We start from the raw sequence: 26,762 nt of genomic DNA, 5'->3' as shown, positions 1-26,762 counted from the left end.
TTCTCTATTATAAAATGAGGAGATGTAAATTTTAAGGAAAAAAATAAAGCTGTCGAGATTTTCTCGACAGCCTGAGTGAACGGACTCGTTCACTTTTTTTTCGTTTCGTATTCAAATCGACAGAACATGAAAATCACAGTGTTTCAGTAAAACAAATACATCCTATTCACTTCAGGGTATACTAAGAGGACAAAGCGATAGACAGGGGGAAAACCGATGAAACTTTATACAAAAACCGGGGATCAAGGCCAAACAGGCTTGATTGGTGGAAGAGCCGATAAAGATGACATGAGAGTAGAAGCGTACGGTACGTTAGATGAGGCGAATAGCTTCATTGGACTTGCGCATGCAAATTTACGGCAGCATGGCGAATTGTTTCAAGATATCTTGTCAGAGCTGATCGTCATTCAGCATGAGCTTTTTGACTGCGGCGGCGATTTGGCAGCATTGAAGCCGTGTAAAGAAGGTAAATTAACAGAAAAATCGGTGGCATTCCTTGAGCAAAGAATGGATGTGTATGTAGAGGAAGCCTCACCGCTTACCAAGTTTATTTTACCGGGTGGCCAGGAAGGCGCTGCTTTCTTGCATGTAGCGCGGACAGTCGTCAGAAGAGCAGAGCGGCATATTGTGACGCTGGCGAAGCAGGAGGAGATTCCAGCAGTTACGCTCACATATGTGAACCGTCTTTCTGACTATTTGTTTGCAGCCGCACGTATCGTCAATCATCGGATCGGTGAAACGGATGTTGAATATGAACGAAGTGCAGACGTGTTTCGTTCTAAATAAAGGGAAGCACTCTTCGAATCAGAAGAGTGCTTTTTTGTTGGATTCTAACGCTTAGTCTGAGCATAGTTACGACTCTGGTCGCAATCAAAGATCAATCTGCGACACGTTTTGCTAGCTTTCTTTTTTGACTATAGTAAAAGCAAGGAGCAAGAAAGGAGGCATGAAGATGAAAATAACAAGTAAAACAATCATCGGTTCGATTCTTATGTTTGTCGGTTTATCCATCTTCTTTGGTGGTTCACTAGGAGGGCTGATCCCAACTCTTATTGGGGCGTGGCTCATCTATGTAGGTGTAAAAAATATGATAAAGGCAGTAAAACCGCAGGTGTCATTCTAGCTGTCATCGGTGTGCTGCTCGTTATGCAATCTCTGCCATTTTTACTCGGAATCGCATTTGCTGGAGCACTTCTCTATTTTGGCTGGACGATGGTAAATGGTGAATCAGCTAAAGAATCATCAGGCAGATCATATGGGGAGCCGGGTGCGGCACCGAACATGGAAGAACCCATCCATACGTCATTTGATCAAGAATGGGAAGACTTTTTAAAGAAAAAATAAAGGGAGGAATATTAAATGGTATTAAGAAGAGTAAGAGATATGTTTGTTGCAACCGTCAATGAAGGCTTAGATAAACTGGAGAATCCACGTGTGATGCTGAATCAATACGTTCGTGATATGGAGGACGATATTGCCAAAGCGAAACATGCGATCATCAAACAGCAAACGATTCAGCAAGGCTTCCTGCGTCAAGCAGATGAGACAGAAGCATTTGCTGATAAGCGAAAGAAGCAGGCTGAGCTGGCATTTCATGCGGGAGAAGAAGAGCTTGCACGAAAAGCGCTCACTGAAATGAAGTATTTTGAAGAAAAGCATAAGGAGTATCAGGATGCCTACCAGCAATCTGTGAAACAATTGAAAGAGCTGAAAGAACAATTGCAGCATTTAGAAACGAAGCTGCGTGATATTAAAGACAAGAAGCAAGCACTCATTGCAAGAGCAAATGCCGCACAGGCAAAGCAGCATATGAACGAATCTATAAATAAAGTAGACAGTGAAAGTGCATATAAGGAATTTCTTCGAATGGAGAATCGTATAGAAGAAATGGAGACAAAAGCAGGCAGCTATGCACAATTTGCAGAGCAAGGTGCGTATGCTCATCTAGATTATGCCGATGAGGTTGAAAAAGAATGGCAGAAGCTCAAGCTGGAGAAGAAGCCTGAACAGCAGAAAGCAAAATAAGGAAGATGTGTCAAGTCGGAAGAAATGCAGGCTTTTTCTTCCGATATTTGATTTCTTTCTGTTTCACTTTTCCTTATAATAAAAAGGTCAAAAGATAAAGGGATGATATGAATGAAGCGGTTAATCGGTCTAATTTGTATACTTGTAGGAGTGTTTTTAATAATTGGGATGCTTTTCAAAAATGGAGATCTCTTTCATTTGAGTTTTTCCCGTGAAAAAGCGGTGACATCAGCTTCAGCGAAAAAAGATGAGGTTGATCATTTAGATATCTCTCTTTCTCAATTTCGCGTAAAGGTGGAGCCTGAAAATCGTTCTGATATTTCCGTGTCTGTTGTCAATGGAAAAGGAAAGATGTATGCGGAACAAACAGGCGGTACATTCAAAATCCGTGCTGAAAATAAAGGGTTCTTGTTTTTCTCTTCATTTGAAAAAGGAGAACTCTTAGTGAAGATTCCAACAAATTATCATAAAAATGTGAAGATTACGGGTGGAAGTGGTGTGAGTGAGGTAGATGGCGAAGGGAAGCTGTCTCTTCAAGATGTGACGCTCAAATCAACGAGCGGTAACCTCACAGCCGAGAATTTCTCAGCAAAACGTGTGGAAATCAAAGCTACATCCGGCAGACTCTCAGTGTCTCATATCAATGCGGAGGATAGTGACATTGGTGCAACTTCGGGCCGTGCCGATATTAAAGATGTCAAAGGGGAGCTGCAATTGAGCATGACAAGCGGTAGATTGACGGCAAGTTTTGATACAATAGATTCACCTGTCTTCTTTCATATGACATCAGGCAGTGCGAAATTCAATTTGCCAGATGATGGAGACTTCAAAGTTCAAGTGAAAAAAACAAGTGGAAGCGTCGATCATTCGTATAACTTTGATCAAGCCGATAATGAAGGTCGAGACTTTACAGGTACGCGGGGAAAAGGGACACACTTAGTTGATATTGAGATGACAAGTGGCAGCCTAAAACTACGGTAATGAACGTAAGAAAGGAAGGAGGCGAGTCAACTGCGTTTTTCAAGAAATCAAATTTTAGGTATCATTGTTGTGATTTTTGGTATTAATCTATTTCTCAAAATTATTGGGATCGGAGCAGATCTGTTTTGGCCTGTGTTCTTTGCTCTAGCTGGATATTGGCTGCACTCACGATCCAAACGTTGGCTCGGTTCAGTTTCCTATATTTTTGCCGGCTTTCTCTTCTTGAAGTTTCTGCTAAATATCACTTTTAGTTTAACAGGATATTTATTTGCTGCCTTTTTGATCTATGCTGGTTATCGCTTATTGAAGAACAAACCCGTTTTTGATGTCGATAAAAAGGAAACAGCAGACGAGAAAAAGCATTCACTGAAAGTCAATCTTGAAAAAAAGAGCGACCAAAAGAAAACAAAAAGCCAGACAAAGCCGCACAAAGAGCATGACTTTTTTATCGGTGAAGTCAGACTGATGAAAAAGCCGTTTCAATTAAGTGATTTGACGATTTCGGGCTTTATTGGTGATGTCAAAATCGACTTATCAAAGGCCATCATCGCGGAAGAAGAAAGCACCATCGTCATCAGTGGACTTATTGGAGATGTGGATATTTACGTACCGCAGGATATTGAAGTATGTGTGAGTGCTTCAGCTGCCATTGGTGATATGAAAATCATTGATGAAAAAAGAAGCGGGTTCGGCAGTAAGGTGTATGTGATGACCAATGATTACGATGAGAGTAAGCGAAAAGTGAAAATCTCCATTTCTCTACTGATTGGGGATGTGGATGTGAGGTACTTATGAGGAAACTGCATTTAGGCATCCAGTGGCAATCTGTTCGTCTCGCAGTTGGGATCTCGCTCGGTGTTGTCATCATGACGACGCTGCCGATGTTTTTTTATTATCAGCTTGACCCCATGATCCTGCTGTCTACGCGGTGGTTCGGCATCCCGTTTTTTTGTATTTTACTCATCATTAGTCTTGTCATTGGCGTTTCTGCCGGGCATGTGTTTGGCTATCAGCATAAGAAACGGCTGGATCAGCTTGTGGAGTCGATTTTGAAGTTTGAAAATGGGAACTTTGCGTATAGGCTGCCGTCTCTAGGTGACGATGAAATTGGCTTAGCGGCCGATCAATTAAATGAGATGGCGAAACGGATTGAGGGGCAAGTTGCCTCCTTACAAAAGCTCTCAAATGAACGGGCTGAATGGCAGGTTCAAATGAAGAAATCGGTTGTCTCAGGAGAGCGTCAGCGTTTAGCGCGTGAGCTGCATGATGCGGTCAGCCAGCAGTTATTTGCGATTTCCATGATGACCTCTGCCATTCTTGAAGGAATGAAGGAACAGGATGAAAAGATTTTAAAGCAAATGCGTCTTGTCGAACGAATGGCTGGCGATGCACAAAATGAGATGCGCGCACTACTTCTGCATCTAAGGCCGATCACGCTTGAAGGAAAAGACTTGAAAAAAGGCTTGATTGAACTGCTAAATGAATTCCAGGCAAAGCAGCCGATTGATATTGATTGGGAAATCGAAGATGATGTCCCGTTATCTAAAGGGGTGGAAGACCACCTATTCCGAATTGTGCAAGAAGCCCTTTCAAATGTGTTTCGTCATGCAAAGGCGACAAAGGTAACCGTGCGTCTGCTCATTAGAAATCGGCAAGTGCAGCTGAAGATCATCGACAACGGTATCGGTTTTCAAACGGATCATGTGAAGACGGCCTCCTACGGGCTTGAATCGATTCGAGAAAGAACAAGTGAAGTGGGCGGTGTCGCAGAGATTATGTCATTTGAGGGAAAAGGAACACAAATTGATGTGAAGGTTCCCATTTTTGATGAAGGAAAAGGAGAGAACGTTCGATGATTCGAGTGCTTTTAATCGACGATCACGAAATGGTGAGAATGGGGCTTGCCGCCTTTTTAGAGGCACAGGCTGATATTGAAGTCATCGGTGAAGCGTCAGATGGACAAAAAGGTGTAGAGCTAGCGGTTGAACTAAAGCCAGATGTGATTTTAATGGATCTTGTGATGGAAGGAATGGATGGTATCGAAGCAACGAAAAGAATTTGTCAGGAAATCGAAGATGCCAAAATTATCGTTCTGACGAGCTTTATTGATGATGATAAAGTCTATCCAGTCATTGAGGCTGGTGCTTTGAGCTACTTACTAAAGACATCCAAGGCAGGAGAAATTGCTGATGCCATTAAGTCTGCGAGTATCGGCGAACCAAGACTTGAATCAAAAGTGGCTGGAAAGGTCATGAATAAACTCCGTCATTCATCAAATGGGTCAATCCTGCACGATACATTAACAGCAAGGGAAATGGAAATATTGAAGCTGATTGCGGATGGAAAATCGAATAAGGTTATTGCCGAGGAATTATTTATTACAATTAAAACGGTGAAGACGCATATTACTAACATTCTTTCAAAACTCGATGTAGAAGATCGCACACAAGCGGCTGTGTATGCACATCGCCATAAGCTGATTCAATAAAAAAACAGCTTTCAAATGAAAGCTGCTAGAACATGCGTAAATTAGTCCTTCTGTCCTGTGATCGGACGTTCGGATAGTTGATGGAGCTCAGGAACTGGAAAAGCCTCTTGCTCCTCGGCCGATTTGTCTTCCAGTGTTTTCTTCATTTCGGATAATAGCTTTACGCTCTCCTTTGCCACTGCTGCTTTTTTCTCCTGCAAATCAATGATCTGTGAAAGTCCGACGAATAATCCGCCTCCAATCAGAAGGAGCGCAGGGGTTTGTCCATAATAAATCACGATCAAAAATGTGCTCGAAAAGCTGTCGGCTTCAATGAAGAAATCTTCTTTTGACTGCATGAATACAACGATTAACAGAAGTATTCCTAGAATCAAAAATAGAATGCCGGCCGAAAGTAAAGCTCGTTTCATGATTGACACCCTTTTTTTCTTACCATTTTAACATACTCTATAAGGATTGTGTTGCGCCCTTAGTCCCGAAGTCACGGATTTTCACATTTGCCTTGTAACGAATATCCGATTCACTAAAAATCTCATCCCAATGCTTCGCTTCTTTTCGAAAGTCCTTCGGGTATGCAATACTCGCTTTTTGATAAAATCCACAAATATCTGCTTTGATCTCGTTCTGTAATTCCTCAACGAAATTGTTCACGTTTTTTTCTAACCGGCGTGCCACGACATCCTCAATCTCTTGAAGATACTTTTCATTAAATGCGTTCTCTCGCTTATTCCAATCCTCAGACAATCTTCCATCAATCTCCACTGACACATCAAATTGATATCTGCCATTGGCTGTTTTATGGGTCTCGATGTTATGCTTAAGTTTAAAAATCTCAAAAGAATAGATGCTTTGATCATATTCAAATTCAATGACTCCGCCTTTTGCGTCCCCAGTCAACAAGTTACAAGACTGCACCGCTAACGGAGAGATGTTGGTGAGAAATCGTCTATTTTTAATAATAGAGGCACCGTCCAATATTAATTTGCCCTGATCGACACTGACTTTCGGAAGCGCAAAGGATACGTTGTTTTGCATGGCAGAAGAAATATCTCCTAACGAGACCGGCTTGAACATACGAATGGTCGTTTTTGTATTCCCTGAAATGTCGTATAGGGTGGATGAAGCTGGCTGCCCGGCATCACTGATTCTCAGCATGTCTCCAGGCTTCTCTGAGGTCATGAAGACAAGACTCCCTCTCCGTGTTTCATTGTCTCGAATAAATTGATTGATCACAAGATCGAAGTTATTTTCATTGATGAGTTCCTGAGAAAATAAATAAATTCGAAGCTGCTGTGCGAAAATACGATGACTCTTCAGGGCAGTTGTGCGGAAAATTTGGTGTATGGAATCTCCGCTTGTTTCAATGATCTTCGTCGGGTCTTTCACGCTCGTTTCTTGATCAATTTTTTGTGGAACCAGAACTTGCATAGACAGCTTTAGCTTATGTCCGTGATCTCCTTTATCTACAGCAAACCCAATTGCCATGTTGAGCTCCTCAATATTTGTACTATCCCAGCATCCACTTAATAGAATAAGCGCCAGGAAAGCAAGAGCGGCTTTCTTTTTCATGCTGCTTTCCGCCTCCTTTTGAAAAACACAAGGATGAATAAGAGAAACGGTAATATGCCGAATAAAAGGAAAAATAGGTTGTTCACATAGGTTAAATAATCACGCACTGTATCAACATCCTTTGGAAATAAAGCGGCAGAGAAGATGACAATTCCCATCAAGGCGACCACGACTTTTTTAGGAAGTTTGGTCAGCTTGGATACACCTATTGCAGCAAAAAATGTATACCCTACAAAGCTTGTATAAAGCTGGACAAGCCATACGATCAGCAAAAAGGATTCTATTCGTTCGATAAAAATCCCCTGAATATCAAATGATTGAAACAATGCAATGGTCGGCCAAGTCAAAGTAGCCGTTTCTTTTACAGTCAGCGCACCAACCACAAGAATATAGGTGAAAATATAAATGATCGCAGGAATCAAAAAGCCGACTGTTCCATAAGCAAAGGTGTGTTTTTGAGTATTCATATAGGCAGGCATAAACAGCATCATTTCAATGCCGACAAACGAAATGGCCGAAGCATTGAAGGAATTGAAGACAGGAGAGAAGCCTTCTCCTAAAACTGGACGGAGATTATCTAACTTAAATTCTTGTACACTGAGTCCGTAGGCAATAAATAAGATGATGAGTGTAACAATGAGAATAAAAGGACATAGTCTGGCAAAATCACCAATGCCGCCAATCACGAGATAAAGGCCGACCAAAATAAAGCTGATCATTGTCACGGCTGTCGGCGTGTTTTGAAGCAGGAAGAATTTGACCATCTCCGACATGGCCCTTACTTCATAGCTGGCGACGCCAAGAAAATAAATAATGATCAAAAGGTTGGCGAGGCCGCCAATCCATTTCCCAAGCCCTTCGTTTGTATAGTCATAATAAGAGGAGAAGGGAAGCTTTTTCATCATGAGCACATTCGCAAAAATAAACACAATGTAAATGGCACTCATCAATAAGAGTGCAATCCAGCCGTCAGGTGTAGGCGCAGCCTGAGCCATTGATCTTGGCAGAATCATCATACTTGCGCCTAAAGTGGTATTCGTAATAATGGCACTTGCCTGATAGCTTGTGATCGACTCTTTATGATTGACCATGTCGTTCTCCTTTCTTTTGGTTTTTCAAAGGCAATCGAATGATGGAATTGTCTTCGTTTTTATAGCTGAACACAAAATCTGGTGAGAAGTATGGGGTGCCAAAGCTTTTTTGTCTAGTCAAATGTGTAAGTAGTACGAGCATAAACAGTACAATCCCATATAAACCAAATGTAGCTGCAGTAAACATGGACACAAAGCGGAGCACGCGAAATGACATGCCCATCCCGTATTGAGGAACGGTAAAGGATGCAAGTGCGATGACACTGACAATAATCACCATGATCGAGCTAACAATATGAGCTTGAACGGCAGCCTGTCCAATCACAACCCCCCCAACAAGTCCGATCGTTTGACCAAGCGGATTTGGCAGCCTCAAGCCAGCTTCCCGTAACAGCTCAATGGTCATCTCCATGATGAGAGCTTCCACAATAGGTGGAAAGGGGACATTTTCTCTTGTGCTTGAGATGGAAATGGCTAACGGTGTAGGCAAAAGACCTTGATGGAAGGACACAAGAGCAATATAAATGGCAGATAAAAATAACGTAAGAAAGATGGAAGTAAAACGCAGCAAACGAATGAGAGAGGCAGCGATCCATCTTTCATAATAATCATCAGGTGATTGCATGATCGTAGCGAGGGAAGCAGGCACAATTAACACAAAAGGTGAATGATCGACAAAAATGGCGACACGACCATTATTTAAAGCAGACGCGACTTTATCCGGCCGTTCTGTGTTTTGAATTTGCGGAAAAGGAGAATACACATTGTCTTCAATGAGCTCCTCAAGGACGCCAGAGTCTTGTATATCATCAATGGTGACTTGTTTGAGCCGTTTTTTAACCTCTTTTAAAACAGAAGTGTCAACAGTACCGTCAATGTACATGATGGTCACTTGGGTGTATTTCTTTTGCCCGATCTTCATGTCGACTGTTTTGAGATCAGGGTTTTTCAAGCGCTGTCTTACGAGAGCTAAGTTCGTGTCTAAATCTTCAATAAAGCCAATTTTTGGCCCTCTCACCACTGTTTCAGATGTAGAATCGCCTAAACTACGTTTCTTCGTTCCGTTCGTTTCTAAAATATAAGCGTGCTGAAATCCATTGATTAACACCACACAATGCCCTTGAAAAATGGCACCGACCAATTCTTCAGAGGTCTTCACCGAACGAGTTGTCATCATTGATAAATTGGATTCCAGCTTCTCTTTTGTTAGAGACTCATGATCTTGCAGCAGCAGCTTTAAGAAGGTTTGAATCTGCATGGTGTCGTTCATTTCTTTAATGTATAAATAGTAAACAACCTGTCCGTGAGGTAATGTTTTTTTCTCATGGATCAAATCGTCCATTTCCTTTAACTGCGGGAGAATGACAGAGAGATTATCGTATAAGTGCTCTTTCAATGGAGTCTGATTCAAAAGGATCACCCGCCTTAACATCTTTTTCTTAGCATTACCTGCTTGAAAAAACAATATTCTGTGTTACATTATTTTGTGGTAAAAGAAAGAATGAGGGTTTTGGAGGAAACAAGATGGCACAAATTCGTTTAGCAGGAACAAAAGAGGAGATCGACCGTATTCTACAGTCGTTTGACAAGCATTATGAGGTGACATATACGTCAAAAGATTACGGAAAAACGAACCCAAAATACAAATATTCAAAAGATGTTCGCGTTTATATTGAACTAAAATTAAAATAAAGATAAAATTTTAATTGAAAACGCTTAAAGGATTTTCGTTTTTTGTATAGAATAGAGTTGAGTGATGAAGCTATGGAGGGATACATAATGACGGAATTTAGAATCGAAAAAGATACAATGGGCGAAATCAAGGTGCCAAAGGACAAGTTCTGGGGGGCACAAACACAACGAAGCAAAGAAAATTTCAAAATCGGTTCTGAGAAAATGCCAAAGGAAGTTGTGAATGCGTTTGCAATTTTGAAACGTAGCACAGCGATTGCCAACGAACGTCTTGGTAACCTTGAAAGTGAAAAAGCAGAAGCGATTGCTGCTGTATGTGATGACATCATCCGCGGAAAGTATGACGAGCATTTCCCGCTTGTTGTTTGGCAGACAGGTAGTGGAACGCAAAGTAACATGAACATGAACGAAGTCGTTGCAAATAGAGCAACTGCTTATTTGAAAGATAAAAATAGTGAGTTCAGCATTCATCCGAATGATGACGTGAACCGCAGCCAAAGCTCAAACGATACATTTCCAACGGCTATGCACGTGGCAGCTGTTTTAGCTGTATACAAAAAATTAGTACCTGCTATTGACCAGCTAAGAGCAACACTTGATGAAAAAGCAAAGGCGTATCAAGAGATCGTCAAAATCGGTCGTACGCACCTGCAAGATGCAACACCGCTTACAGTTGGTCAAGAAATTAGCGGCTGGGTTTACATGCTGGATCGTTCGAAAGAAATGATTCTAGAATCAACTGAGAAAATGAGAGAGCTCGCGATTGGCGGAACCGCTGTTGGTACAGGGATTAACGCACATCCTGAGTTTGGACAATATGTCGCTGAAGAAATCAGCCAGCTGACAGGTCAAACCTTCAATTCTTCACCAAACAAATTCCATGCGCTGACAAGCCATGATGAAATTACGTATGCACACGGTGCCCTAAAAGCACTTGCGGCTGATTTAATGAAAATTGCCAATGATGTGAGATGGCTTGCAAGTGGTCCTCGCTGCGGAATTGGCGAATTAATCATTCCTGAAAATGAGCCAGGAAGCTCTATTATGCCAGGAAAAGTCAACCCAACCCAAAGTGAAGCTTTAACAATGATTGCTGCGCAAATCATGGGAAATGATGCAACAATCGGCTTTGCAGCAAGCCAAGGAAACTTTGAGCTCAACGTATTTAAGCCGGTCATCATCTATAACTTCCTGCAATCAGTTGAGTTACTGGCTGACGGCATGAACTCATTCCATGACAAATGTGCAATTGGAATCGAACCAAACCTAGAAACAATCGAGAAAAACCTGAATAATTCATTGATGCTTGTGACGGCACTTAACCCGCACATCGGGTATGAAAATGCAGCGAAAATTGCCAAGCTTGCTCACAAAGAAGGATTAACATTAAAAGAAGCGGCACTTCAATTAGAGCTCTTAACAGAAGAGCAGTTTGAGCAATTTGTGAAACCAGAGGAAATGGTGACACCGAAAGCAAAATAAGAAACCAGGGGCGGCTGCCCCTGGTTTTTTAAATTTAAAGATATGGTGAACAAAATTAAAACCTAGGGGCTGCCTAGGTTTTATAAATGATCCTCTTTCAAAATGCGCAAAAGTGACTCAGATATGGATTGGAGCGGCACGTGCAATTTCAGTTGATACAGCATGCCTTTCAGGATGACTTGTCTTGGTTTTTGTTTATTGAACTCATTTTCTAAAATGCCGAGAGCTTCAAATAAATCAGGCTCGTCTTTCACTTCATAGTGTTCTTCTGCAAGCTCTCTTAATTCTTTTAACAGAGATTCTGTCAGCGGGTCGAATGACCGTTCATAAATAGGACCAAACCAATCACTCGCTTGATCTACGGAAATGAGCGGACTATCGTTTCGCTTCATCATGCCGCCCATCAAATCATCGATACGGTGAATCATGGTTGTGGCAAGCTCTTCAGCCTCTAGCTGAAAATCATATAAAATCGCAAGCTCAAAATAAACGTGACTCATGCCCTCGATCGTCAAACAAAGATCAGCCATATAAGGAATCGCTGCGTCACCATACACCTGTTTAATGTTATCAATGTGAAGCTGGATGGTTGCAAGCCTAATTTGTTTTGCGAGCTGCTGCGTTTCTTCATTCAATGGAAGAGCTCGATCGCTCAGCTGCATTTTAATAAAATCTTTTTGCTGCAAAATATTATCGTAATAGACAGTGAGCTGTTTGCGGTAGGCTTCTTTTGGTGTGCCGCCCTCTGTTTGAACCTCATGAATCCGGGTAAATACCTTATCGTAATAGTAATGCAAGATCGAAATGAGCAGTGCTTCCTTTGATTTAAAATAAAGATAAAAAGCACCCTTTGACATATGGCATTCATCCGCAATTTCCTGAACAGACGTTGTATTGTAGCCTTTGCTGGCAAATAATTTCATGCCGGCCTCAATGATCATTTTTTCTTTCTTTTTCAATATGAATGTCATCCTTTCTTACCGAGAGACAAATGTCTGAGGAAACGTGCGCAAAGAGATGTGACTTATCGGTCATAAACGACGAAACTTTTCAAAAATTAATCAGATTGTAACTTGTTTTTTACAGTGTAATTCTTTATATTATAAAGTAAGGTGACCAACTGGTCAAAATATGTGAAAGGATGATGTTCCATGAGAGAAATCGATGATATGATTAGACGCTTGCGAACAAAAGGGATTCAAGTAGAAAAAGTCAAAATGCCGAAAGAAACCACAATTGAAAAGAAATGGATGTATCAAGCTGGTAAGAAGATTAAAGCCACATACCGTGATTTCAATGGGTATTCATTCATCTAAAAAAGACTGCGGTCTAAAACCTACAGTCTCTTCTTTGGAACAGTGATCGTATAACGTACACCTAGATCATCATTTTCAATAGATATGGACGCTTGATGCATTGAAAGGATTCGTTTGACAATGCTTAACCCAATACCGAATTCGCCCTTTTTTCCCTTACTAAAAGGTTCGTATAGGTTGGATAGCATATGTTCTTCAATTGGAGGACCGTCATTCCGAATAACAATGCGGATTTGATCCTCTTCCTGCTTCATATGAATATCAATTTTACTTTTCGCGTAGCGAAGTTGGTTTTCTAGTACATTTTCAAATAATTTGCTCCATTGTTCTGGATCGCCTTCAAGTGTAGCCTCATCATCTAAGTCCACGTTCCACTGCAATTCATTTTTCGACCAGCGTATTCGGTCGACCACTTCCAGCATCGTATTACTCACGAGGAAGGAAGAATGTGCGGGGTGTTGATTTGATAAATAATCAAGCTTTGTTAAGTACAGCAAATCCTTGATTTTCTTCTCAAGCTTTTCTGCTTCACCTTCAATGACTTCCACCGTTTGTTCAAGATCTCCCTTAGGAAAAATACCATCTTTAATGGACTGCGTATAGCCGCGGATGACCATGACAGGTGTCTTTAAATCATGTGATATATTTTGCAAAAGTGTTCGTTCCGTTTCATCCTTTTGAATGAGTTTTTGTCTCATTTCTTCAATGGTGTGACCGAGCTTGCCGATCTCATCTTGCCGGTCAACGATCACAGGGTCGTCCCAGTCCTCTTGTGCAATCCGCTTCACGTGCTTTTCAAACGCAACGATCGGACGCGATAAGTAGCGGGCAAGCCAAATAGATGGAATCCAGCTCAGTAAAATAACGGTGCCTAAGATCAATATCAGCTGTTTAAACAGCGTAAAGGACAAGTCGTCTCGATAAGAGTCTGGTGCATAGGACAGGAGAATATATTGTGTATTGCCTGTTGATACCTTTTTGATCACAAAAAAGATATGCTGGCCATTGACCTCTTCAGAATAGCGTTTTGTTGCGCTTTTTTGTTTTTTCACAAAGGATTGGACCTTCTCAATAAACGCATGCGGGAAAAACTGTGCCATTTGGTTTAATTCATCAGACGGGATCAGAATGTGCTGAACCGAGCGATTTTCTGGTGTCGACTTTGGCGAGCCGTCTCGGTTCAACGGGTATTCTGTCAGCACTTGCTGCTCATTTTCGATATTTTTATAAATTTCATTCGTGAAGAAGTTGCGTAATGTGTTTGAAAATAAAATGATCAGGACAATCGAAATCGTCAGCAAAATGCCGGAGATCACGACCCAAATTTGAAAAGCGAGTGGTTTGTTCTTCATCCCTTTAGCATCCTATAGCCAAATCCATAGATGGTCTCGACTTTTAAATCAGGCATTTTTTTGCGCAGCCGTCTGACAAGGTCATCGACAACACGATCTGTCCCGAAGTAATCGTGTCCCCAAATCTTGACGAGTATATCTTCTCTGGAAAAAGCATGTCCTTGATGATGTGTAAATAAGAGCAGCAAGTCAAATTCCTTAGAAGTTAAGTTAATGAGCTGATCTCCTTCATACACCTCTCTTATATCCTCATGAATGACATAGGAGGAAACGGGTGTGATACTTTGCTGCTGCGGGGCACCACTGTTTTTATACACAAGCTCCAGCAGCTTTTGCACCCGGATAATCAGCTCCCGCGGAAGAAATGGTTTCGCAATGTAATCACTGCTCCCTAGCTCTAAGCCGAGGACACGATCAATATCTGCATCACGAGCTGAAATGAAAATGACCGGTACGTCAGGTGATGCAGCTTTGATTTCTTTAATGAGTGTGTAGCCGTCCGTATCAGGCAGCATGATATCTAAGATCCATAGATGCGGCGGCTTGTTCATTGCCTCACGTGCCGCTTCTCCGGTTAAAAAAGAGGAGACATTCCAATTTTCACTTTCTAAATATTTGGTTAAAAGTTCATTTAAGTTTTGTTCATCTTCCACTAAATAAATGGTGTACGACAAAGTCTTCCACATCCTCTCAACGTCATTATAACGGGATACAAAGGCGGCATGTCAACAATCACACGCTTTTTTCACAATTTCACATATTCTTCTCATCATTATCCCATAATGTTTGATTATGATAAGCTCAAGGGAAAAAAGGGCATAGACAAAAGGCTGAAGAATAGGTGCTTTTCACCAATGTGCGCACCTTGCTTTTTTTCTATGAATAAGTATTATATAATTTGACATATTGCCATAAAGTATTTTCAATGATCTTGCCATTAAGAGGACATGAGTCCTATCTACACATATGAATGAAGCATGTCATGAAAATGATGCAAAGGAGTGCAAGCGATGGATTTCCGAAAAGAAGATGAAGAGAAAAAGATGAATCATCAAGAAGACGCACATCAAGAAGAAACACATCAAGAGAATGAAAAACAAATAGACGAACCACAAAAAGAGAAAGAACTCGTTTTTCACCAACATGAAAACGAAACATCTGCATCTCAGGAGAATGTGACAAACAGATCTCCTCAAATGATGGATGACCGTGCTTCTAAAAAAGAGAAAAAACGGAAGGCTGCATGGCTGAGCCCGATTCTTGGGGGGATTATTGGCGGAGGTCTTGTGCTTGGCATTACGCCGCTTTTGCCGCAGTCACAGGATACAGCCGCAAACACTCAAACCCAAACAGCGTCAAGTGAACCGGCAACCTCTGATAATTTCTCAACAAAACAAATCACCAATGCCACGAATGTAGCTGATATGGTAGAAGATTTAGAGCCGACCATTGTAGGGGTTTCAAACTATCAATCTACACAAAATTCGTTCGGTCTTAGCGGTGATTCAACAGAAGCAGAAGCTGGAACGGGTTCCGGTGTCATCTTTAAAAAGGATGGCAAGAAGGCGTACATTATTACAAATAACCACGTAGTCGAGGGTGCCAATAAATTAAAGGTCACGCTTTATGATGGGAAAACAAAAGAAGCGAAGCTAGTCGGCAGTGACGTCATGACTGATTTAGCCGTTGTCGAGATTAACGCTGACGGTATTGATAAAGTGGCAAGCTTTGGTGATTCTTCTAAGCTTCGTGCTGGAGACAAAGTAATCGCCATTGGAAATCCGCTCGGTGCGCAGTTCTCAGGTACTGTGACAGAAGGGATTATTAGTGGTGTTGACCGTACCGTTGAAGCGAATACATCATCTGGTACTGTTGAGATGAATGTGCTGCAAACAGATGCAGCGATCAACCCAGGGAACAGTGGAGGTCCACTGATCAATACCAATGGTCAAGTCATTGGTATCAACAGCTTGAAAATTAGCGAAAGCGGTGTGGAATCACTCGGCTTCGCGATCCCAAGTAACGATGTGAAACCGATTGTAGATGAGTTATTGAAAAATGGAAAAGTCGAACGTCCCTATCTTGGCGTACAAATGATTGACCTTGAGCAAGTGCCTGAAACGTATCAGGAAAATACGCTCGGATTATTTGATAAACAAATCGGCAAAGGCATTTACGTAAAAGATGTATCAAAAGGATCTCCTGCACAAAAGGCAGGCTTGAAATCTGGAGATGTGATCATCAAGTTTAAAGGAAAAGACGTGGCGAACAGCTCTCAGCTGAAAGAAATTCTTTACAAAGAAACAAAGATTGGCGATAAAACCACAATGACCGTCATTCGTGAAGGGAAGAATAAAAATCTAGATATTACCCTTGGGCAGTCTGAAACTGAATAAATGAAAACAGGTGGATGAAAGGCCCACCTGTTTTTTTGTGCTTATTTTTTTGATGAGAGTGTACGTAAGATGATTTTTTCCCACAAGTTCCAAGGCAAGAGCTGCTTTGCTGTAAATGAAAGTCTAACGCCTTTCCCAACAAGATATCTTAGCTGTTTCAGCTGTTTCTTTTCTGCAAGTGTGACAACGAGCTCCGCGACTTCACGAGGATTTCCGTAGTTTGATTTCTGGGCATCGATATAACCCATCATCTTTTGATAGATGCTTGTGTATTTAGAATTTTCCGCTGGCTGAATCATCTGTTCGTTCATGGAGGTGTTCCAAATATTTGTTTGGAAAGAGCCCGGCTCGATCAAGGCCGCCTGTATACCGAACGAGGCCAGTTCAATGCGCAAGCTCTCTGTATAGCCCTCCAAAGCAAACTTGGAGGATACATATGGAGAAAGTGCGGGCATTCCCATTAATCCGCTGATGCTGCTCATATTGAATATCTTTGCACCGCTTGTCATAAACGGAAGAACCGCTTGTGTCATTTCCATCACACCAAAGACATTCACCTCGAACTGCTGGCGGTACGTGTCAATAGGTACCTCTTCAGCAAAGCCAGCATAGGCGGTCCCTGCATTGTTCACGAGCAGGGTAATGGGTGCATAGGCATCCAGTTTTTTCTTAAATGCTTGAATCGACTGCGTGTCAGCCACATCTAATGCTTCAATATGTATAGATTCGGATAAAGAGGCTTGCTTCATTTCTTCGGCGAGCTTTTTGGCATTGGCGTCCTGCCTGACACCAGCAATCACTGTATAGCCTTGCTTAGCGAGGCGCATCGTGATAAGTTTTCCAAAGCCGCTATTGGCACCAGTCACAATGGCTGTTTTTTTCATCATCCGGTTCTCCTTTTGACGTATATTTTTTGTTTTCATTTACCATAACACACTGTTTAGTTGAATAACGAAAAGAAGCTTGGAGAAGAATAAAAAACGATGATGTGAAATAGGAGGAAACACATGATGTGTTGGAAGAAGGCGGGACTAGGAGTGCTGCTCTTTATGCTGTCCGGCTGTCAATCAATCGAACCGTTACAGCATACAAATGAAGCAGAAGCAGAGAGTTTGTCAGCTGTTCAAATGAAGGAACTGCCATTTCAGCATCTGCACCTGCATGTACAATATGGACATAAAAGTGAATTATACGAAGCCACCTACCGTCAGGCGAGCGGCAAAGAAGAAGCGCTCATTCGAGACCATATGAATGGTGTCCGCTATGAAGGAGAAGAAGCTTTGCGAGAGATGAAGATGAAGCTAAATGATATGTCTATTCCTAGCGCAAAGATGAATGAAGCGTATGTAAATGAACTATTAGCTGCTTTTAATTTAGATGACGATTATCAGCGGATTCAGGTCGATATAAAGCTCGAAGATGGGACAAAACGTACATTCCAAAAGAAGAAGTAAACGAGACTTTCTCATTTTTTAATTGAAAATGATTTTCAAGATCACTTAAATCTGATACACTAAATTGAGATAAGTCATCTTTTCCGTCTAACATAGACGATATTCAATATAAAAAATTTGCATGAGAAAAGGAGCGTTTGAGCGGAATGAGTGCCATTTCTACTGAAGGTTTAAGCTTAGGCTACGGAGAAACAATGATCATAGATGAACTAAATGTATCAATCCCTAAGGGTGAAATCACAGTATTTATTGGCAGCAATGGATGCGGTAAATCCACGCTACTTCGCTCTTTGGCCCGTCTCATGAAGCCAATGGGCGGTTCTGTCCTGCTTGAAGGTCATTCCATTGCAAAATTACCAACAAAGGAAGTAGCGAAACAGCTCGCCATTCTTCCACAAGGGCCAGAAGCACCAGAAGGATTAACCGTGCATCAGCTAGTGAAGCAAGGGAGATATCCTTATCAAAATTGGCTGAAGCAGTGGTCGAAGCAAGACGAAGAAGCGGTGAATCGCGCACTGAAGTCAACAAAAATGGAAGACCTCGCTGATCGAACGGTTGATTCATTATCAGGTGGACAAAGGCAGCGTGCATGGATTGCGATGACGTTAGCGCAGGAGACGGATATTATCTTGTTAGATGAACCAACGACGTATTTAGACATGACGCATCAAATTGAAATCCTTGACCTTCTTTTTGACTTAAATGAAAAAGAGCAGCGCACGATTGTGATGGTTCTTCATGACCTCAATCTCGCATGCAGATATGCTCATCATCTTGTAGCGATTAAAGACAAGACGATTTATGCAGAAGGTAGACCGGAAACCGTCATTAATTGTGATCTCGTGAAAAATGTCTTTGATATGAATTGCCAAGTGACAACAGATCCTTTATTCGGAACACCATTATGTATTCCGCATGGCAGAGGACGCTGTATTGTGCAACAAGCGCAAGCCGAGACATTTCTTGCTGCAAGATAATCGTATGTCAAAAGCCTGACATCTGTCACTCACAGAGTCAGGCTTTTTTCTGAAAAAGGGAGCGGAAAATGAATGGGAAATGAATTAGACGAAAAGCTTGAAGGCTTGCTTGATAAATATACAGAACTGCTGCTTGGTGAAACGACCGAAGCACTGAAAAAAGATGTGAAACAGTGGGTGATCTACTCGCATATTGCCAAAAGCATGCCGCCTTTAGCAAAGCATTTTAACGAAACGTATCCAGAGGCAAAAGAAGAGATCAAAGAAACCATTCAGCGGATCAAACAACTGAATGAAGCTCATCGAGCCAAAAAAGACCGCTAAAAAACTGCCAGCATCATACTGGCAGTTTTTCTCTTTATGACATCTGTGATGATCCGTATGGAGATTGATCTGTCAGTGTTTGCTGGAATTTCTGGTGTGCCTGCTGTAGCTTTTGCTGGTCAGCCGCTTCAACAGAATACCAGCCATATCTGAACATGACATCATATAAATGTCTTTGTGTTTTCTGTGTTTCGAGCGCAATTCGCTGAATATCTTGGTAAAGAGATTCATGACTGAATTCATTGAGTGCTGTGTTGTATCCGCTTGTCATATATTTTTCAGTCGACAAGAGAACCGTGACAAAATCACGATCATTCATGTTTGTTGTCGTGGGAACCGGGGTTTGTGGATTCCCGATTTTTTGTTGGTTTTGCTGTTCCATGTTATTTTCCTCCTATTGCATAAAGCCAGTAGACTGGCCTTGCCCTGAGCTGCCTAAATGCTGAAGAATTTGTGTGTAATGCTGATGGTGCATTTGGCCAACTTGATTTAATTCTTGTTTCAATGTTTGGTCCTGACAATGCTCGGCCATAAAATGAGCTTTTTTCATGGCAATCAAATTCCAGTTCAGCATATCCTCTAAGTACAAAGAATCCTTTACTGAAATGACCTGTGGGGGCATATTCATTTGCTGATTGTTCAAGATGTGTTCCTCCTTACGATTTTGTTTCTTTACTGATTCTTTTTATATTGCTGATTTTGACTGGTCTTTTTTCCGCCTAGGTCTGCTTCCTGTGATGGACCTGCGTTTCCTTTTACACTTGCAGCACTTACGCCTGCTTTCGATGGGTTTTTCTTCAAACGAGACATGTGGACATCACCTCCATTCTTACAATTCCCTCTCGTCTTTAATTCATACGCTGTAAAGTCAGGCACATGAGAATGTGTAAATTTTTGAAATCTGCTATTGAACTGTTTCGGAAAATCTTTTAAGATAAAGAAAGAGGTATTGCTTTTTTTTGGACAAAAAATGAATGACTGTTCATTCAAAATGTTTAGGGGGATATTTATGTGCAAACATATTCGCAAGGCGGCTGTCATTGGTTCAGGTGTCATGGGCTCAGGCATTGCTGCACATCTAGCCAATATCGGGATACCAGTAACATTGCTAGATATTGTGCCAAATGAACTGACAAAGGAAGAAACGGCAAAAAAGCGAACGCTAGATCACCCTAGTGTTCGAAATAGATTAAGTCAAGAAGCGATGAAAAAATTGTTAAAGCAAAAGCCAGCACCTCTTACTTCAGCGAAAAACCTATCATACATCACACCAGGAAATCTCACAGATCACCTTTCCTTATTACATGACGCTGACTGGATCATCGAAGTCGTCACTGAAAAGCTCAGCATTAAACAACACGTATTCTCTCTCATCGACGAACACCGCAAAGAAGGCAGCATCGTATCAAGTAATACATCCGGTATTTCTGTTGAAAAAATGACAGAAGGCCGATCAGATGATTTTAAACGCCACTTCTTAGGCACTCATTTTTTTAACCCAGCCCGTTATTTAAAGCTCTTAGAAATCATTCCTATTCAAGAAACAGATCCAGAAGTACTTTCATATATGAAAACATTTGGTGAGGATGTACTCGGCAAGGGCGTTGTCGAAGCGAAAGATACGCCGAACTTTATTGCCAACCGCATTGGGACTTATGGACTTCTTGTCACAGTGCGAGAAATGCTTGAGAACAAATATACAATCGGAGAAGTGGATTCTGTCACAGGGCCACTCATAGGCAGACCGAAAAGTGCAACCTTCCGTACACTTGATGTGGTCGGACTCGACACATTTTCTCATGTAGCCCGCAATGTGTATGAACAGGTAGAAGGAAAGGAGAAGGATATTTTCCAGCTGCCTGAGTTTATTGAAAGAATGCTCGAAAAAGGGTGGATTGGCAGTAAAGCAGGGCAAGGGTTCTACCAAAAAAACGGGAAGACCATTTTAGAGCTTGATCCTGTGACACTCACATACGGAGAACGGACGAAGCTGAAGGACCCGGGCATTGACATTGCCAAGCAGCAAAAGGGAACAAAAGCGAAATTGAAAGCGCTTATTTATCAAGACGGGCGTGCTGGGCAATTGCTCTGGAATATGACAGCACCTGTGCTTCTTTATTCAGCTCATCTAAAAGGCGACATTGCGGATGATATTCAGTCCATCGATAACGCCATGAAATGGGGATTTGGCTGGCAGCATGGTCCATTCGAGCTGTGGGATGCGATTGGTGTGAACAAAGCCGTCAACCGAATGGAAGCAGAAGGGCATAGCATCCCGTCGTGGGTGCAAGATATGCTTTCAGAAGGACATGACACGTTCTATCAAGAAAATGCCGAAGGAGAGCGTGCATTTTATCAAAAAGGCGCTTATGAACAGGAAGAAGGGAACGACAAAAATATTTCGTTAGCTAGATTGAAAAAGAAACACGATGTCATTTTCAAAAATACGGGTGCGAGCTTGATCGATATCGGTGATGATGTTGCCTTACTTGAATTCCATTCGAAAAGCAATGCAATTGGGCTTGATGTCATTGATATGATCAATCGTGCTGTAGATGAAACGGAAAAGAATTATAAAGGGCTTGTCATCGGTAACCAAGGAAAGAACTTCTGTGTTGGTGCCAATCTTGCCCTAATTTTAATGGAAGCACAGGACGACAACTTCTTTGAAATTGATTTTGTTATTCGCAGGTTCCAGCAGGCGATGATGAAGGTGAAGTATAGTGACCGACCAATTGTTGCTGCACCGTTTGGCATGACGCTTGGCGGAGGGACTGAGCTTTGTCTTCCGGCAGCCGCTATCCAAGCGTCCAGTGAAACGTATATGGGACTTGTGGAAGCGGGGGTCGGACTGATACCAGGCGGAGGCGGAAACAAAGAACTCTATATTCGCCATCTGCAAGGAGCGGGAAAGCCTTCTGCAACTGCGATACAAGATGCTACACTGCAAACCTTTGAAGCCATTGCGATGGCAAAGGTATCTACATCAGCAGAGGAAGCGCGTGATATGAAGATGCTCCGCGTGAATGACCGTATCAGCATGAATGGTGATCATTTAATCCATGATGCGAAACAACTCGTTCTTTCTCTTGATGAAGCGGGTTATCGTGCGCCGCTTAAGCAAAAGGTGCCCGTTATGGGGGAAACAGGATACGCAGCGATGGTGCTGGCTGCTGAAAATATGAGATTGTCTGGATACATTTCAGACCATGACATGACCATTGCGAAAAAACTAGCCCATGTCATTTCTGGCGGCAAATTGTCATTTGGTACAGAGGTGGATGAACAATACTTATTAGAGCTTGAAAGGGAAGCCTTTTTAAGTCTTGTAGGAGAAGTGAAATCACAGGCACGCATGCAGCACATGCTCGTTAAAGGAAAACCTTTACGTAACTAGGGGGGAGTCAAAATGAGAGAAGCAGTGATTGTAGCTGGCGCAAGAACACCAGTAGGGAAAGCCAAAAAAGGATCATTAAAACATGTCAGACCTGATGATATGGGCGCATTGTGTGTAAAAGAAACGCTAAAGCGTGCCGGTGATTACGACGGACAGATCGATGATTTGATTATCGGATGTGCGACGCCAGAAGCAGAGCAAGGGTTAAATGTGGCCCGGAATATTGGGGCATTAGCTGGGCTGCCTTATACCGTACCTGCCATCACCATTAACCGCTACTGTTCGTCTGGTCTTCAGTCTATCGCTTACGCTGGTGAACGGATTATGCTGGGGCAGGCAGAAACCATTTTAGCCGGAGGCGTCGAATCGATGTCGCAGGTCCCAATGATGGGTCACTCCATTCGTCCAAACGCTCTTTTGGCAGAGCAAGCGCCTGAATACTATATGAGCATGGGGCATACAGCGGAGCAAGTGGCGCAAAAGTATCAGGTCACACGGCAAGATCAAGATGCTTTTGCGGTGAGAAGCCATCAAAAGGCAGCAAAGGCATTGCAGGAGGGGAAATTTTCAGATGAAATTGTTCCCGTTGATGTGACAGAAAGACGGGTAGGAGAGCAGTATCAATTAGAAGAACATCCATTTACGTTCTCACAGGATGAAGGTGTGAGAGCGGGCACTACAGAGGAGATTCTCTCAACCTTACGACCTGCTTTCTCAACAAAAGGAACGGTGACCGCAGGAAACTCCTCACAAACAAGTGATGGCGCGGCGTGTGTGATGATGATGGATCGCGCGAAAGCATCCTCTCTTTCACTTCAGCCACTTGCTAAGTTTAGAGCGTTTGCTGTTGGCGGTGTACCGCCTGAGGTGATGGGAATTGGTCCGGTTGAAGCGATTCCGCGTGCGCTAAAAATCGCTGGGCTTGAGCTGAAGGACATTGGGCTGTTTGAATTAAACGAAGCGTTTGCGTCTCAGGCCATTCAAGTCATTCGTCATTTAGGGATCGATGAAGAGAAGGTGAATGTCAATGGCGGGGCAATTGCGCTAGGACATCCGCTCGGCTGTACAGGAACGAAACTAACGCTGTCACTCATTCATGAAATGAAACGACGAAACGAGCAATTTGGCATTGTGACGATGTGCATCGGTGGGGGCATGGGAGCAGCGGGCATTTTTGAATTGATCTAAAGGGGGAGAACAGGATGAAAGCAATGGAAGATGTGAAAAAGGGTGGCAGTTTTTTAATTGATGAGACGAATTATGAGCATATCTTTACGCCAGAGGATTTCTCTGATGAACATCAAATGATCGGGAAAACAACAGAGGATTACATTTTACAAGATGTTGTCCCGCATATAGATCAAATTGAAAATCATGAATTCGAGCATTCTGTCAGGCTTCTAAAAAAGGCTGGAGAGCTTGGACTGCTTGGAGCGGACGTTCCTGAGGAATTTGGTGGACTCGGGTTAGATAAAATCAGTTCAGCCATCATTACTGAAAAATTCGCCAGAGCAGGTAGCTTCTCACTTTCCTATGGTGCTCATGTTGGCATTGGTTCTCTGCCGATCGTGCTGTTCGGAAATCAAACGCAAAAGGAAACGTACCTGCCAGGACTCGCCTCTGGAGAAACCATTGCGGCGTACGCACTAACGGAGCCAGGTTCAGGCTCTGACGCACTTGGGGCAAAAACAACCGCGGTCCTGAATGAAGCTGGAACACATTATGTCCTCAATGGGGAAAAGCAGTGGATCACGAACTCCGCATTTGCAGATGTCTTTGTTGTGTATGCGAAGATTGACGGTGAACACTTCTCTGCTTTTATCGTAGAAAAGGATTTTCCAGGTGTCAAAACTGGGCCTGAAGAGAAAAAGATGGGCATTAAAGGATCATCGACGAGAACGTTAATTCTAGAAGATGCCGAAGTGCCAAAAGAGAATTTACTTGGTGAAGCAGGCAGAGGCCATGTCATTGCCTTTAACATTTTGAATATCGGACGCTATAAGCTGGCAGTCGGCACAATCGGTGCGTCAAAACGGGTCATTCAATTATCAGCAGAATATGCGAACCAGCGTAAGCAGTTCAAAACACCGATTTCTCAATTTAGCTTAATTGGTGAAAAAGCAGCTAACATGTCAGCAAAGCTCTATGCCATGGAAAGTGCTGTTTACCGCACAGTGGGGCTATTTGAACAGCGGATGGGTCTATTAAGTGAAGAAGAGCAAAAGGACGGGAAACAAATTGCGCAATCCATTGCAGAATATGCAATTGAATGCTCTCTTTGTAAAGTGCTTGGCTCTGAAACACTCGATTACATTGTGGATGAAGGTGTGCAGATTCATGGCGGATATGGTTTCATGCAAGAATACGAAGTCGAAAGAGCCTATCGTGACTCACGAATTAACCGTATTTTTGAAGGAACGAACGAAATTAACCGTTTACTTGTACCAGGCACATTCTTGAAGAAAGCGATGAAAGGGGAGCTTCCTCTTCTTCAAAAAGCGCAAACCTTGCAGGAAGAGCTGATGATGATGATGCCGGAAGAACCAGGTGATCAGCCGCTCGATCAAGAAAAATATTTGCTCGTCCATGCGAAAAAGATCGCCTTGATGGTGGCAGGCATGGCAGCGATGAAATATGGGAAAGCATTAGACAAAGAGCAAGAAATCCTTGTGAACATAGCAGATATCGTCAATGAACTGTTTGCTGCTGAATCGGCGATCCTGCGTACAGAAAAAGCCATCGCTGCATCAGGCCCAGAAAAGAACGCTCAAAAGCTCGCCTACACACAAATTTTCATGCAGGAAGCCTTTTTAAAGATTGAAGCCCACGCAAAAGAATCATTGATCGCGATGGAAGAAGGAGATTCACTCCGTATGAGTCTGTCAGCCCTTCGTAAACTGACAAGATTCACGCCGATCAATGTCATTGCTAAAAAGCGTGAGGTGGCGAAACGAATCTTTGAAGCAGAGAAATATATCGTGTAAAAACGGTTCGAAAGGTGTGGAGTGTACTCCGCACCTTTTTGTAAGCATACATTTAGGTTTTTAAAATATTTTGTGATAAAATGTTGTCACAATTTGCAGGAGGTGAAAATGGTGGCTTTAGATTTTTACGAATACCCATCTTGCGGTACATGCCGAAAAGCAAAAAAGTGGCTGGAAGAACACAATAAAGACATCAACAGCATACATATCGTCGAAGAGACGCCTGATAAAGAAACCCTAAAAGCACTTTACGAAAAGAGCGGTTTAGAGCTGAAGAAATTCTTTAATACAAGCGGACAGAAATACAGAGAGCTGCAGCTGAAAGATCAACTTCCTGCAATGTCAGAGGACGAGCAGCTCGAATTACTTGCGTCTAACGGAATGCTGATTAAGCGTCCAATTACAACAGACGGCAAACGAGTGACAGTTGGATTTAATGAAGATACATTTAAAAGCGTCTGGAAATGATGTAACTTTCATTCAGATTGTGGTATCTTCAATATAGACGGAAAGAAAAGACTGGAGGGGTATTGAATGAGCACACCAAAAGATTTACGTTATTCAGAAGAACATGAATGGGTCAAAGTAGAAGGAGATAAGGTGCGTATCGGTATTACGCATTTTGCTCAATCTGAGCTAGGCGATATCGTGTTCGTTGAGCTTCCTGAAGTAGGAGACAAAATCACAGCGGACGAGCCTTTCGGAAGTGTAGAATCAGTCAAAACTGTTTCTGAACTTTACGCACCGATCAACGGCACAATCGTTGAAGTAAACGATGAGCTGGATGACAGCCCAGAGTTCGTCAACGACTCTCCATACGAAAAAGCATGGATGATTGTTGTAGAGCCAGCTGATGCGTCTGAAATCGAGAACTTAATGACAGCTGAGCAATACGAAGAAATGACAAAAGAAGACTAATTCATGTGAAATTGGACACTCTACCTTTATGGGGGGTGTCCAATTTGTCTTTTCAAAAAGAACAGGTGGATATAACAGAGCATGTCACTGGGCGATTCAAAGAAAGCGGCATGGTGCTTTATCATCAAAATGAAGAGATTGGCACGATGATTAGTGAAAATCAATATGAGTTAAAATCGGGTTATTCCTATGATCAAAATCGTTTTTATCGTCTGTCAGATACATTGACCCACGGGACAGAACAATATGTAGACTGTGACGATGAAAATGGCTGGTGCTAATTACAGATAAGGCTGCAGTGAGCATAGCTGCAGTC

The 26,762-nt window shown here is 42.3% G+C and carries 32 protein-coding genes; 21 read left to right on the top strand and 11 right to left on the bottom strand.

Translation table 11 applies throughout. From position 1 onward, the window contains the following. Positions 1-216: 216 nt before the first annotated feature. The 8 genes from R0K30_RS16045 (at position 217) to liaR (ending at position 5,494) form a co-directional block, all read left to right on the top strand. Entirely contained in the window at positions 217-786 is a 570-nt protein-coding gene (locus R0K30_RS16045; RefSeq protein ID WP_410611677.1) for a cob(I)yrinic acid a,c-diamide adenosyltransferase, read from the top strand. Between the two features lie 166 nt (positions 787-952). Next, a complete protein-coding gene (locus R0K30_RS16040; protein WP_410611673.1) occupies positions 953-1,123 on the top strand; it encodes a hypothetical protein in 171 nt (56 codons plus the stop codon). Between the two features lie 11 nt (positions 1,124-1,134). Continuing rightward, the gene (locus tag R0K30_RS16035) at positions 1,135-1,344 is read left to right on the top strand and encodes a hypothetical protein (RefSeq protein WP_410611671.1); all 210 of its coding nucleotides are present in this window, start codon (positions 1,135-1,137) and stop codon (positions 1,342-1,344) included. A gap of 15 nt (positions 1,345-1,359) precedes the next feature. Beyond that, positions 1,360-2,025, top strand: coding sequence for a stress responsive protein LiaH (gene liaH, locus R0K30_RS16030; RefSeq protein ID WP_230030756.1), 666 nt, complete (start codon positions 1,360-1,362; stop codon positions 2,023-2,025). 111 nt (positions 2,026-2,136) lie between these two features. After that, the gene (gene liaG, locus R0K30_RS16025; RefSeq protein WP_099726984.1) at positions 2,137-3,006 is read left to right on the top strand and encodes a LiaG family protein; all 870 of its coding nucleotides are present in this window, start codon (positions 2,137-2,139) and stop codon (positions 3,004-3,006) included. Positions 3,007-3,036: 30 nt separating this feature from the next. Continuing rightward, positions 3,037-3,801 carry a cell wall-active antibiotics response protein LiaF gene (gene liaF / locus R0K30_RS16020; protein WP_230030875.1) on the top strand — a complete coding sequence of 255 codons (765 nt, stop codon included), beginning with the start codon at positions 3,037-3,039 and terminating at the stop codon, positions 3,799-3,801. Beyond that, positions 3,798-4,862: a two-component system sensor histidine kinase LiaS gene (gene liaS / locus R0K30_RS16015; RefSeq protein ID WP_099726986.1), complete on the top strand. Its 1,065-nt coding sequence runs from the start codon at positions 3,798-3,800 to the stop codon at positions 4,860-4,862. The genes liaF and liaS overlap by 4 nt, the downstream gene beginning before the upstream one ends. Continuing rightward, complete coding sequence (liaR, locus tag R0K30_RS16010; protein WP_410611668.1) at positions 4,859-5,494, top strand: two-component system response regulator LiaR; 636 nt, start codon at positions 4,859-4,861, stop codon at positions 5,492-5,494. The genes liaS and liaR overlap by 4 nt, the downstream gene beginning before the upstream one ends. A gap of 41 nt (positions 5,495-5,535) precedes the next feature. Here liaR and R0K30_RS16005 read toward each other — a convergent pair whose 3' ends face one another. The 4 genes from R0K30_RS16005 to R0K30_RS15990 are packed head-to-tail and all read right to left on the bottom strand — an operon-like array spanning position 5,536 to position 9,565. After that, a complete protein-coding gene (locus R0K30_RS16005) occupies positions 5,536-5,904 on the bottom strand; it encodes a hypothetical protein (protein WP_099726988.1) in 369 nt (122 codons plus the stop codon). 37 nt (positions 5,905-5,941) lie between these two features. Continuing rightward, the gene (locus R0K30_RS16000; protein ID WP_099726989.1) at positions 5,942-7,063 is read right to left on the bottom strand and encodes a Ger(x)C family spore germination protein; all 1,122 of its coding nucleotides are present in this window, start codon (positions 7,061-7,063) and stop codon (positions 5,942-5,944) included. Further along, positions 7,060-8,154 (bottom strand): GerAB/ArcD/ProY family transporter, encoded by a 1,095-nt coding sequence (locus R0K30_RS15995; protein WP_410611666.1) that lies wholly within the window; start codon positions 8,152-8,154, stop codon positions 7,060-7,062. Before R0K30_RS15995 ends, R0K30_RS16000 begins: the two co-directional genes overlap by 4 nt. Beyond that, positions 8,141-9,565 (bottom strand): spore germination protein, encoded by a 1,425-nt coding sequence (locus R0K30_RS15990; RefSeq protein WP_099726991.1) that lies wholly within the window; start codon positions 9,563-9,565, stop codon positions 8,141-8,143. The genes R0K30_RS15995 and R0K30_RS15990 overlap by 14 nt, the downstream gene beginning before the upstream one ends. 113 nt (positions 9,566-9,678) lie before the next feature. Here R0K30_RS15990 and R0K30_RS15985 point away from each other — a divergent pair, with 113 nt between their 5' ends. Together R0K30_RS15985 and fumC are read left to right on the top strand one after the other, a co-directional pair. Then, positions 9,679-9,846 (top strand): YvzF family protein, encoded by a 168-nt coding sequence (locus R0K30_RS15985; RefSeq protein ID WP_003213147.1) that lies wholly within the window; start codon positions 9,679-9,681, stop codon positions 9,844-9,846. An 87-nt stretch (positions 9,847-9,933) separates the two neighbouring features. Then, positions 9,934-11,328 (top strand): class II fumarate hydratase, encoded by a 1,395-nt coding sequence (gene fumC / locus R0K30_RS15980; RefSeq protein WP_099726993.1) that lies wholly within the window; start codon positions 9,934-9,936, stop codon positions 11,326-11,328. A gap of 80 nt (positions 11,329-11,408) precedes the next feature. On the opposite strand, the gene R0K30_RS15975 is transcribed toward fumC, so the two are convergent. Next, positions 11,409-12,287: a TetR/AcrR family transcriptional regulator gene (locus tag R0K30_RS15975; RefSeq protein WP_256499005.1), complete on the bottom strand. Its 879-nt coding sequence runs from the start codon at positions 12,285-12,287 to the stop codon at positions 11,409-11,411. Between the two features lie 192 nt (positions 12,288-12,479). Between R0K30_RS15975 and spxO the strand changes: the two genes are divergently transcribed. Then, positions 12,480-12,644, top strand: coding sequence for an anti-adapter protein SpxO (gene spxO, locus R0K30_RS15970; protein ID WP_003212782.1), 165 nt, complete (start codon positions 12,480-12,482; stop codon positions 12,642-12,644). Positions 12,645-12,664: 20 nt separating this feature from the next. On the opposite strand, the gene R0K30_RS15965 is transcribed toward spxO, so the two are convergent. Both R0K30_RS15965 and R0K30_RS15960 read right to left on the bottom strand, forming a co-directional pair. Beyond that, positions 12,665-13,996: a HAMP domain-containing sensor histidine kinase gene (locus R0K30_RS15965; protein WP_099726995.1), complete on the bottom strand. Its 1,332-nt coding sequence runs from the start codon at positions 13,994-13,996 to the stop codon at positions 12,665-12,667. Next, positions 13,993-14,670, bottom strand: coding sequence for a response regulator transcription factor (locus tag R0K30_RS15960; protein WP_099726996.1), 678 nt, complete (start codon positions 14,668-14,670; stop codon positions 13,993-13,995). Before R0K30_RS15960 ends, R0K30_RS15965 begins: the two co-directional genes overlap by 4 nt. Before the next feature lie 336 nt (positions 14,671-15,006). On the opposite strand from R0K30_RS15960, the gene R0K30_RS15955 reads away from it, so the two are divergent. After that, entirely contained in the window at positions 15,007-16,392 is a 1,386-nt protein-coding gene (locus R0K30_RS15955) for a S1C family serine protease (protein ID WP_230030761.1), read from the top strand. A gap of 41 nt (positions 16,393-16,433) precedes the next feature. Here the strand turns inward: R0K30_RS15955 and R0K30_RS15950 are convergent, their stop codons facing one another. Beyond that, positions 16,434-17,276: an oxidoreductase gene (locus R0K30_RS15950; protein ID WP_410611660.1), complete on the bottom strand. Its 843-nt coding sequence runs from the start codon at positions 17,274-17,276 to the stop codon at positions 16,434-16,436. A 126-nt stretch (positions 17,277-17,402) separates the two neighbouring features. Between R0K30_RS15950 and R0K30_RS15945 the strand changes: the two genes are divergently transcribed. The 3 genes from R0K30_RS15945 to R0K30_RS15935 all read left to right on the top strand — a co-directional run bounded on the left by R0K30_RS15945 (position 17,403) and on the right by R0K30_RS15935 (position 19,147). After that, complete coding sequence (locus R0K30_RS15945) at positions 17,403-17,846, top strand: YusW family protein (protein ID WP_180275502.1); 444 nt, start codon at positions 17,403-17,405, stop codon at positions 17,844-17,846. Positions 17,847-17,992: 146 nt separating this feature from the next. Beyond that, entirely contained in the window at positions 17,993-18,823 is an 831-nt protein-coding gene (locus R0K30_RS15940; protein ID WP_003213584.1) for an ABC transporter ATP-binding protein, read from the top strand. Positions 18,824-18,895: 72 nt separating this feature from the next. Then, positions 18,896-19,147, top strand: coding sequence for a YusU family protein (locus tag R0K30_RS15935; protein WP_249704895.1), 252 nt, complete (start codon positions 18,896-18,898; stop codon positions 19,145-19,147). 34 nt (positions 19,148-19,181) lie between these two features. Here R0K30_RS15935 and R0K30_RS15930 read toward each other — a convergent pair whose 3' ends face one another. From R0K30_RS15930 to R0K30_RS15920, 3 genes are read right to left on the bottom strand one after another with little or no spacing between them, the layout of a single operon-like run. Beyond that, entirely contained in the window at positions 19,182-19,529 is a 348-nt protein-coding gene (locus tag R0K30_RS15930) for a spore coat protein (RefSeq protein WP_410611658.1), read from the bottom strand. 12 nt (positions 19,530-19,541) lie between these two features. Next, the gene (locus tag R0K30_RS15925) at positions 19,542-19,793 is read right to left on the bottom strand and encodes a hypothetical protein (RefSeq protein ID WP_223249598.1); all 252 of its coding nucleotides are present in this window, start codon (positions 19,791-19,793) and stop codon (positions 19,542-19,544) included. A 26-nt stretch (positions 19,794-19,819) separates the two neighbouring features. Then, a complete protein-coding gene (locus R0K30_RS15920; RefSeq protein WP_003212904.1) occupies positions 19,820-19,957 on the bottom strand; it encodes a YuzL family protein in 138 nt (45 codons plus the stop codon). Between the two features lie 199 nt (positions 19,958-20,156). Between R0K30_RS15920 and R0K30_RS15915 the strand changes: the two genes are divergently transcribed. From R0K30_RS15915 to R0K30_RS15890, 6 genes are all read left to right on the top strand, one after another. Then, on the top strand, positions 20,157-22,544 hold the full coding sequence (locus R0K30_RS15915; RefSeq protein ID WP_410611655.1) for a 3-hydroxyacyl-CoA dehydrogenase/enoyl-CoA hydratase family protein: 2,388 nt from the start codon (positions 20,157-20,159) through the stop codon (positions 22,542-22,544). Between the two features lie 12 nt (positions 22,545-22,556). Beyond that, the gene (locus tag R0K30_RS15910) at positions 22,557-23,732 is read left to right on the top strand and encodes an acetyl-CoA C-acetyltransferase (RefSeq protein ID WP_099727003.1); all 1,176 of its coding nucleotides are present in this window, start codon (positions 22,557-22,559) and stop codon (positions 23,730-23,732) included. Between the two features lie 14 nt (positions 23,733-23,746). Further along, the gene (locus R0K30_RS15905; protein WP_410611653.1) at positions 23,747-25,528 is read left to right on the top strand and encodes an acyl-CoA dehydrogenase family protein; all 1,782 of its coding nucleotides are present in this window, start codon (positions 23,747-23,749) and stop codon (positions 25,526-25,528) included. 111 nt (positions 25,529-25,639) lie between these two features. Next, positions 25,640-25,996: an arsenate reductase family protein gene (locus tag R0K30_RS15900; protein ID WP_034317446.1), complete on the top strand. Its 357-nt coding sequence runs from the start codon at positions 25,640-25,642 to the stop codon at positions 25,994-25,996. Between the two features lie 66 nt (positions 25,997-26,062). Next, positions 26,063-26,446, top strand: a complete 384-nt coding sequence (gcvH, locus tag R0K30_RS15895) for a glycine cleavage system protein GcvH (RefSeq protein WP_008347039.1) — start codon at positions 26,063-26,065, stop codon at positions 26,444-26,446. A 44-nt stretch (positions 26,447-26,490) separates the two neighbouring features. Then, the gene (locus R0K30_RS15890) at positions 26,491-26,727 is read left to right on the top strand and encodes a YusG family protein (protein ID WP_034316955.1); all 237 of its coding nucleotides are present in this window, start codon (positions 26,491-26,493) and stop codon (positions 26,725-26,727) included. Positions 26,728-26,762 lie beyond the last annotated feature (35 nt).

Origin of the sequence: Bacillus sp. SIMBA_154, assembly GCF_046536015.1 — a bacterium.
Taxonomy (GTDB): Bacteria; Bacillota; Bacilli; order Bacillales; family Bacillaceae; genus Bacillus; species Bacillus pumilus_P.
Note: the sequence above shows the minus strand (reverse complement) of the source record. Positions and strands in the feature narration are given on the sequence as shown.

Bases quoted from the DNA above. Each gene is read 5' to 3' on its own strand.
- R0K30_RS16045 (WP_410611677.1), top strand. From the start codon at position 217: ATGAAACTTTATACAAAAACCGGGGATCAAGGCCAAACAGGCTTGATT.
- spxO (WP_003212782.1), top strand. From the start codon at position 12,480: ATGAGAGAAATCGATGATATGATTAGACGCTTGCGAACAAAAGGGATT.
- liaG (WP_099726984.1), top strand. From the start codon at position 2,137: ATGAAGCGGTTAATCGGTCTAATTTGTATACTTGTAGGAGTGTTTTTA.
- fumC (WP_099726993.1), top strand. From the start codon at position 9,934: ATGACGGAATTTAGAATCGAAAAAGATACAATGGGCGAAATCAAGGTG.
- R0K30_RS15930 (WP_410611658.1), bottom strand. From the start codon at position 19,529: ATGGAACAGCAAAACCAACAAAAAATCGGGAATCCACAAACCCCGGTT.
- R0K30_RS15940 (WP_003213584.1), top strand. From the start codon at position 17,993: ATGAGTGCCATTTCTACTGAAGGTTTAAGCTTAGGCTACGGAGAAACA.
- R0K30_RS15955 (WP_230030761.1), top strand. From the start codon at position 15,007: ATGGATTTCCGAAAAGAAGATGAAGAGAAAAAGATGAATCATCAAGAA.
- R0K30_RS16040 (WP_410611673.1), top strand. From the start codon at position 953: ATGAAAATAACAAGTAAAACAATCATCGGTTCGATTCTTATGTTTGTC.
- liaH (WP_230030756.1), top strand. From the start codon at position 1,360: ATGGTATTAAGAAGAGTAAGAGATATGTTTGTTGCAACCGTCAATGAA.
- R0K30_RS15965 (WP_099726995.1), bottom strand. From the start codon at position 13,996: ATGAAGAACAAACCACTCGCTTTTCAAATTTGGGTCGTGATCTCCGGC.
- R0K30_RS15910 (WP_099727003.1), top strand. From the start codon at position 22,557: ATGAGAGAAGCAGTGATTGTAGCTGGCGCAAGAACACCAGTAGGGAAA.
- gcvH (WP_008347039.1), top strand. From the start codon at position 26,063: ATGAGCACACCAAAAGATTTACGTTATTCAGAAGAACATGAATGGGTC.
- R0K30_RS15950 (WP_410611660.1), bottom strand. From the start codon at position 17,276: ATGAAAAAAACAGCCATTGTGACTGGTGCCAATAGCGGCTTTGGAAAA.
- R0K30_RS15985 (WP_003213147.1), top strand. From the start codon at position 9,679: ATGGCACAAATTCGTTTAGCAGGAACAAAAGAGGAGATCGACCGTATT.
- R0K30_RS15995 (WP_410611666.1), bottom strand. From the start codon at position 8,154: ATGGTCAATCATAAAGAGTCGATCACAAGCTATCAGGCAAGTGCCATT.
- liaS (WP_099726986.1), top strand. From the start codon at position 3,798: ATGAGGAAACTGCATTTAGGCATCCAGTGGCAATCTGTTCGTCTCGCA.
- R0K30_RS15945 (WP_180275502.1), top strand. From the start codon at position 17,403: ATGTGTTGGAAGAAGGCGGGACTAGGAGTGCTGCTCTTTATGCTGTCC.
- R0K30_RS15915 (WP_410611655.1), top strand. From the start codon at position 20,157: ATGTGCAAACATATTCGCAAGGCGGCTGTCATTGGTTCAGGTGTCATG.
- R0K30_RS16005 (WP_099726988.1), bottom strand. From the start codon at position 5,904: ATGAAACGAGCTTTACTTTCGGCCGGCATTCTATTTTTGATTCTAGGA.
- R0K30_RS15905 (WP_410611653.1), top strand. From the start codon at position 23,747: ATGAAAGCAATGGAAGATGTGAAAAAGGGTGGCAGTTTTTTAATTGAT.
- R0K30_RS16000 (WP_099726989.1), bottom strand. From the start codon at position 7,063: ATGAAAAAGAAAGCCGCTCTTGCTTTCCTGGCGCTTATTCTATTAAGT.
- liaR (WP_410611668.1), top strand. From the start codon at position 4,859: ATGATTCGAGTGCTTTTAATCGACGATCACGAAATGGTGAGAATGGGG.
- R0K30_RS15935 (WP_249704895.1), top strand. From the start codon at position 18,896: ATGGGAAATGAATTAGACGAAAAGCTTGAAGGCTTGCTTGATAAATAT.
- R0K30_RS15920 (WP_003212904.1), bottom strand. From the start codon at position 19,957: ATGTCTCGTTTGAAGAAAAACCCATCGAAAGCAGGCGTAAGTGCTGCA.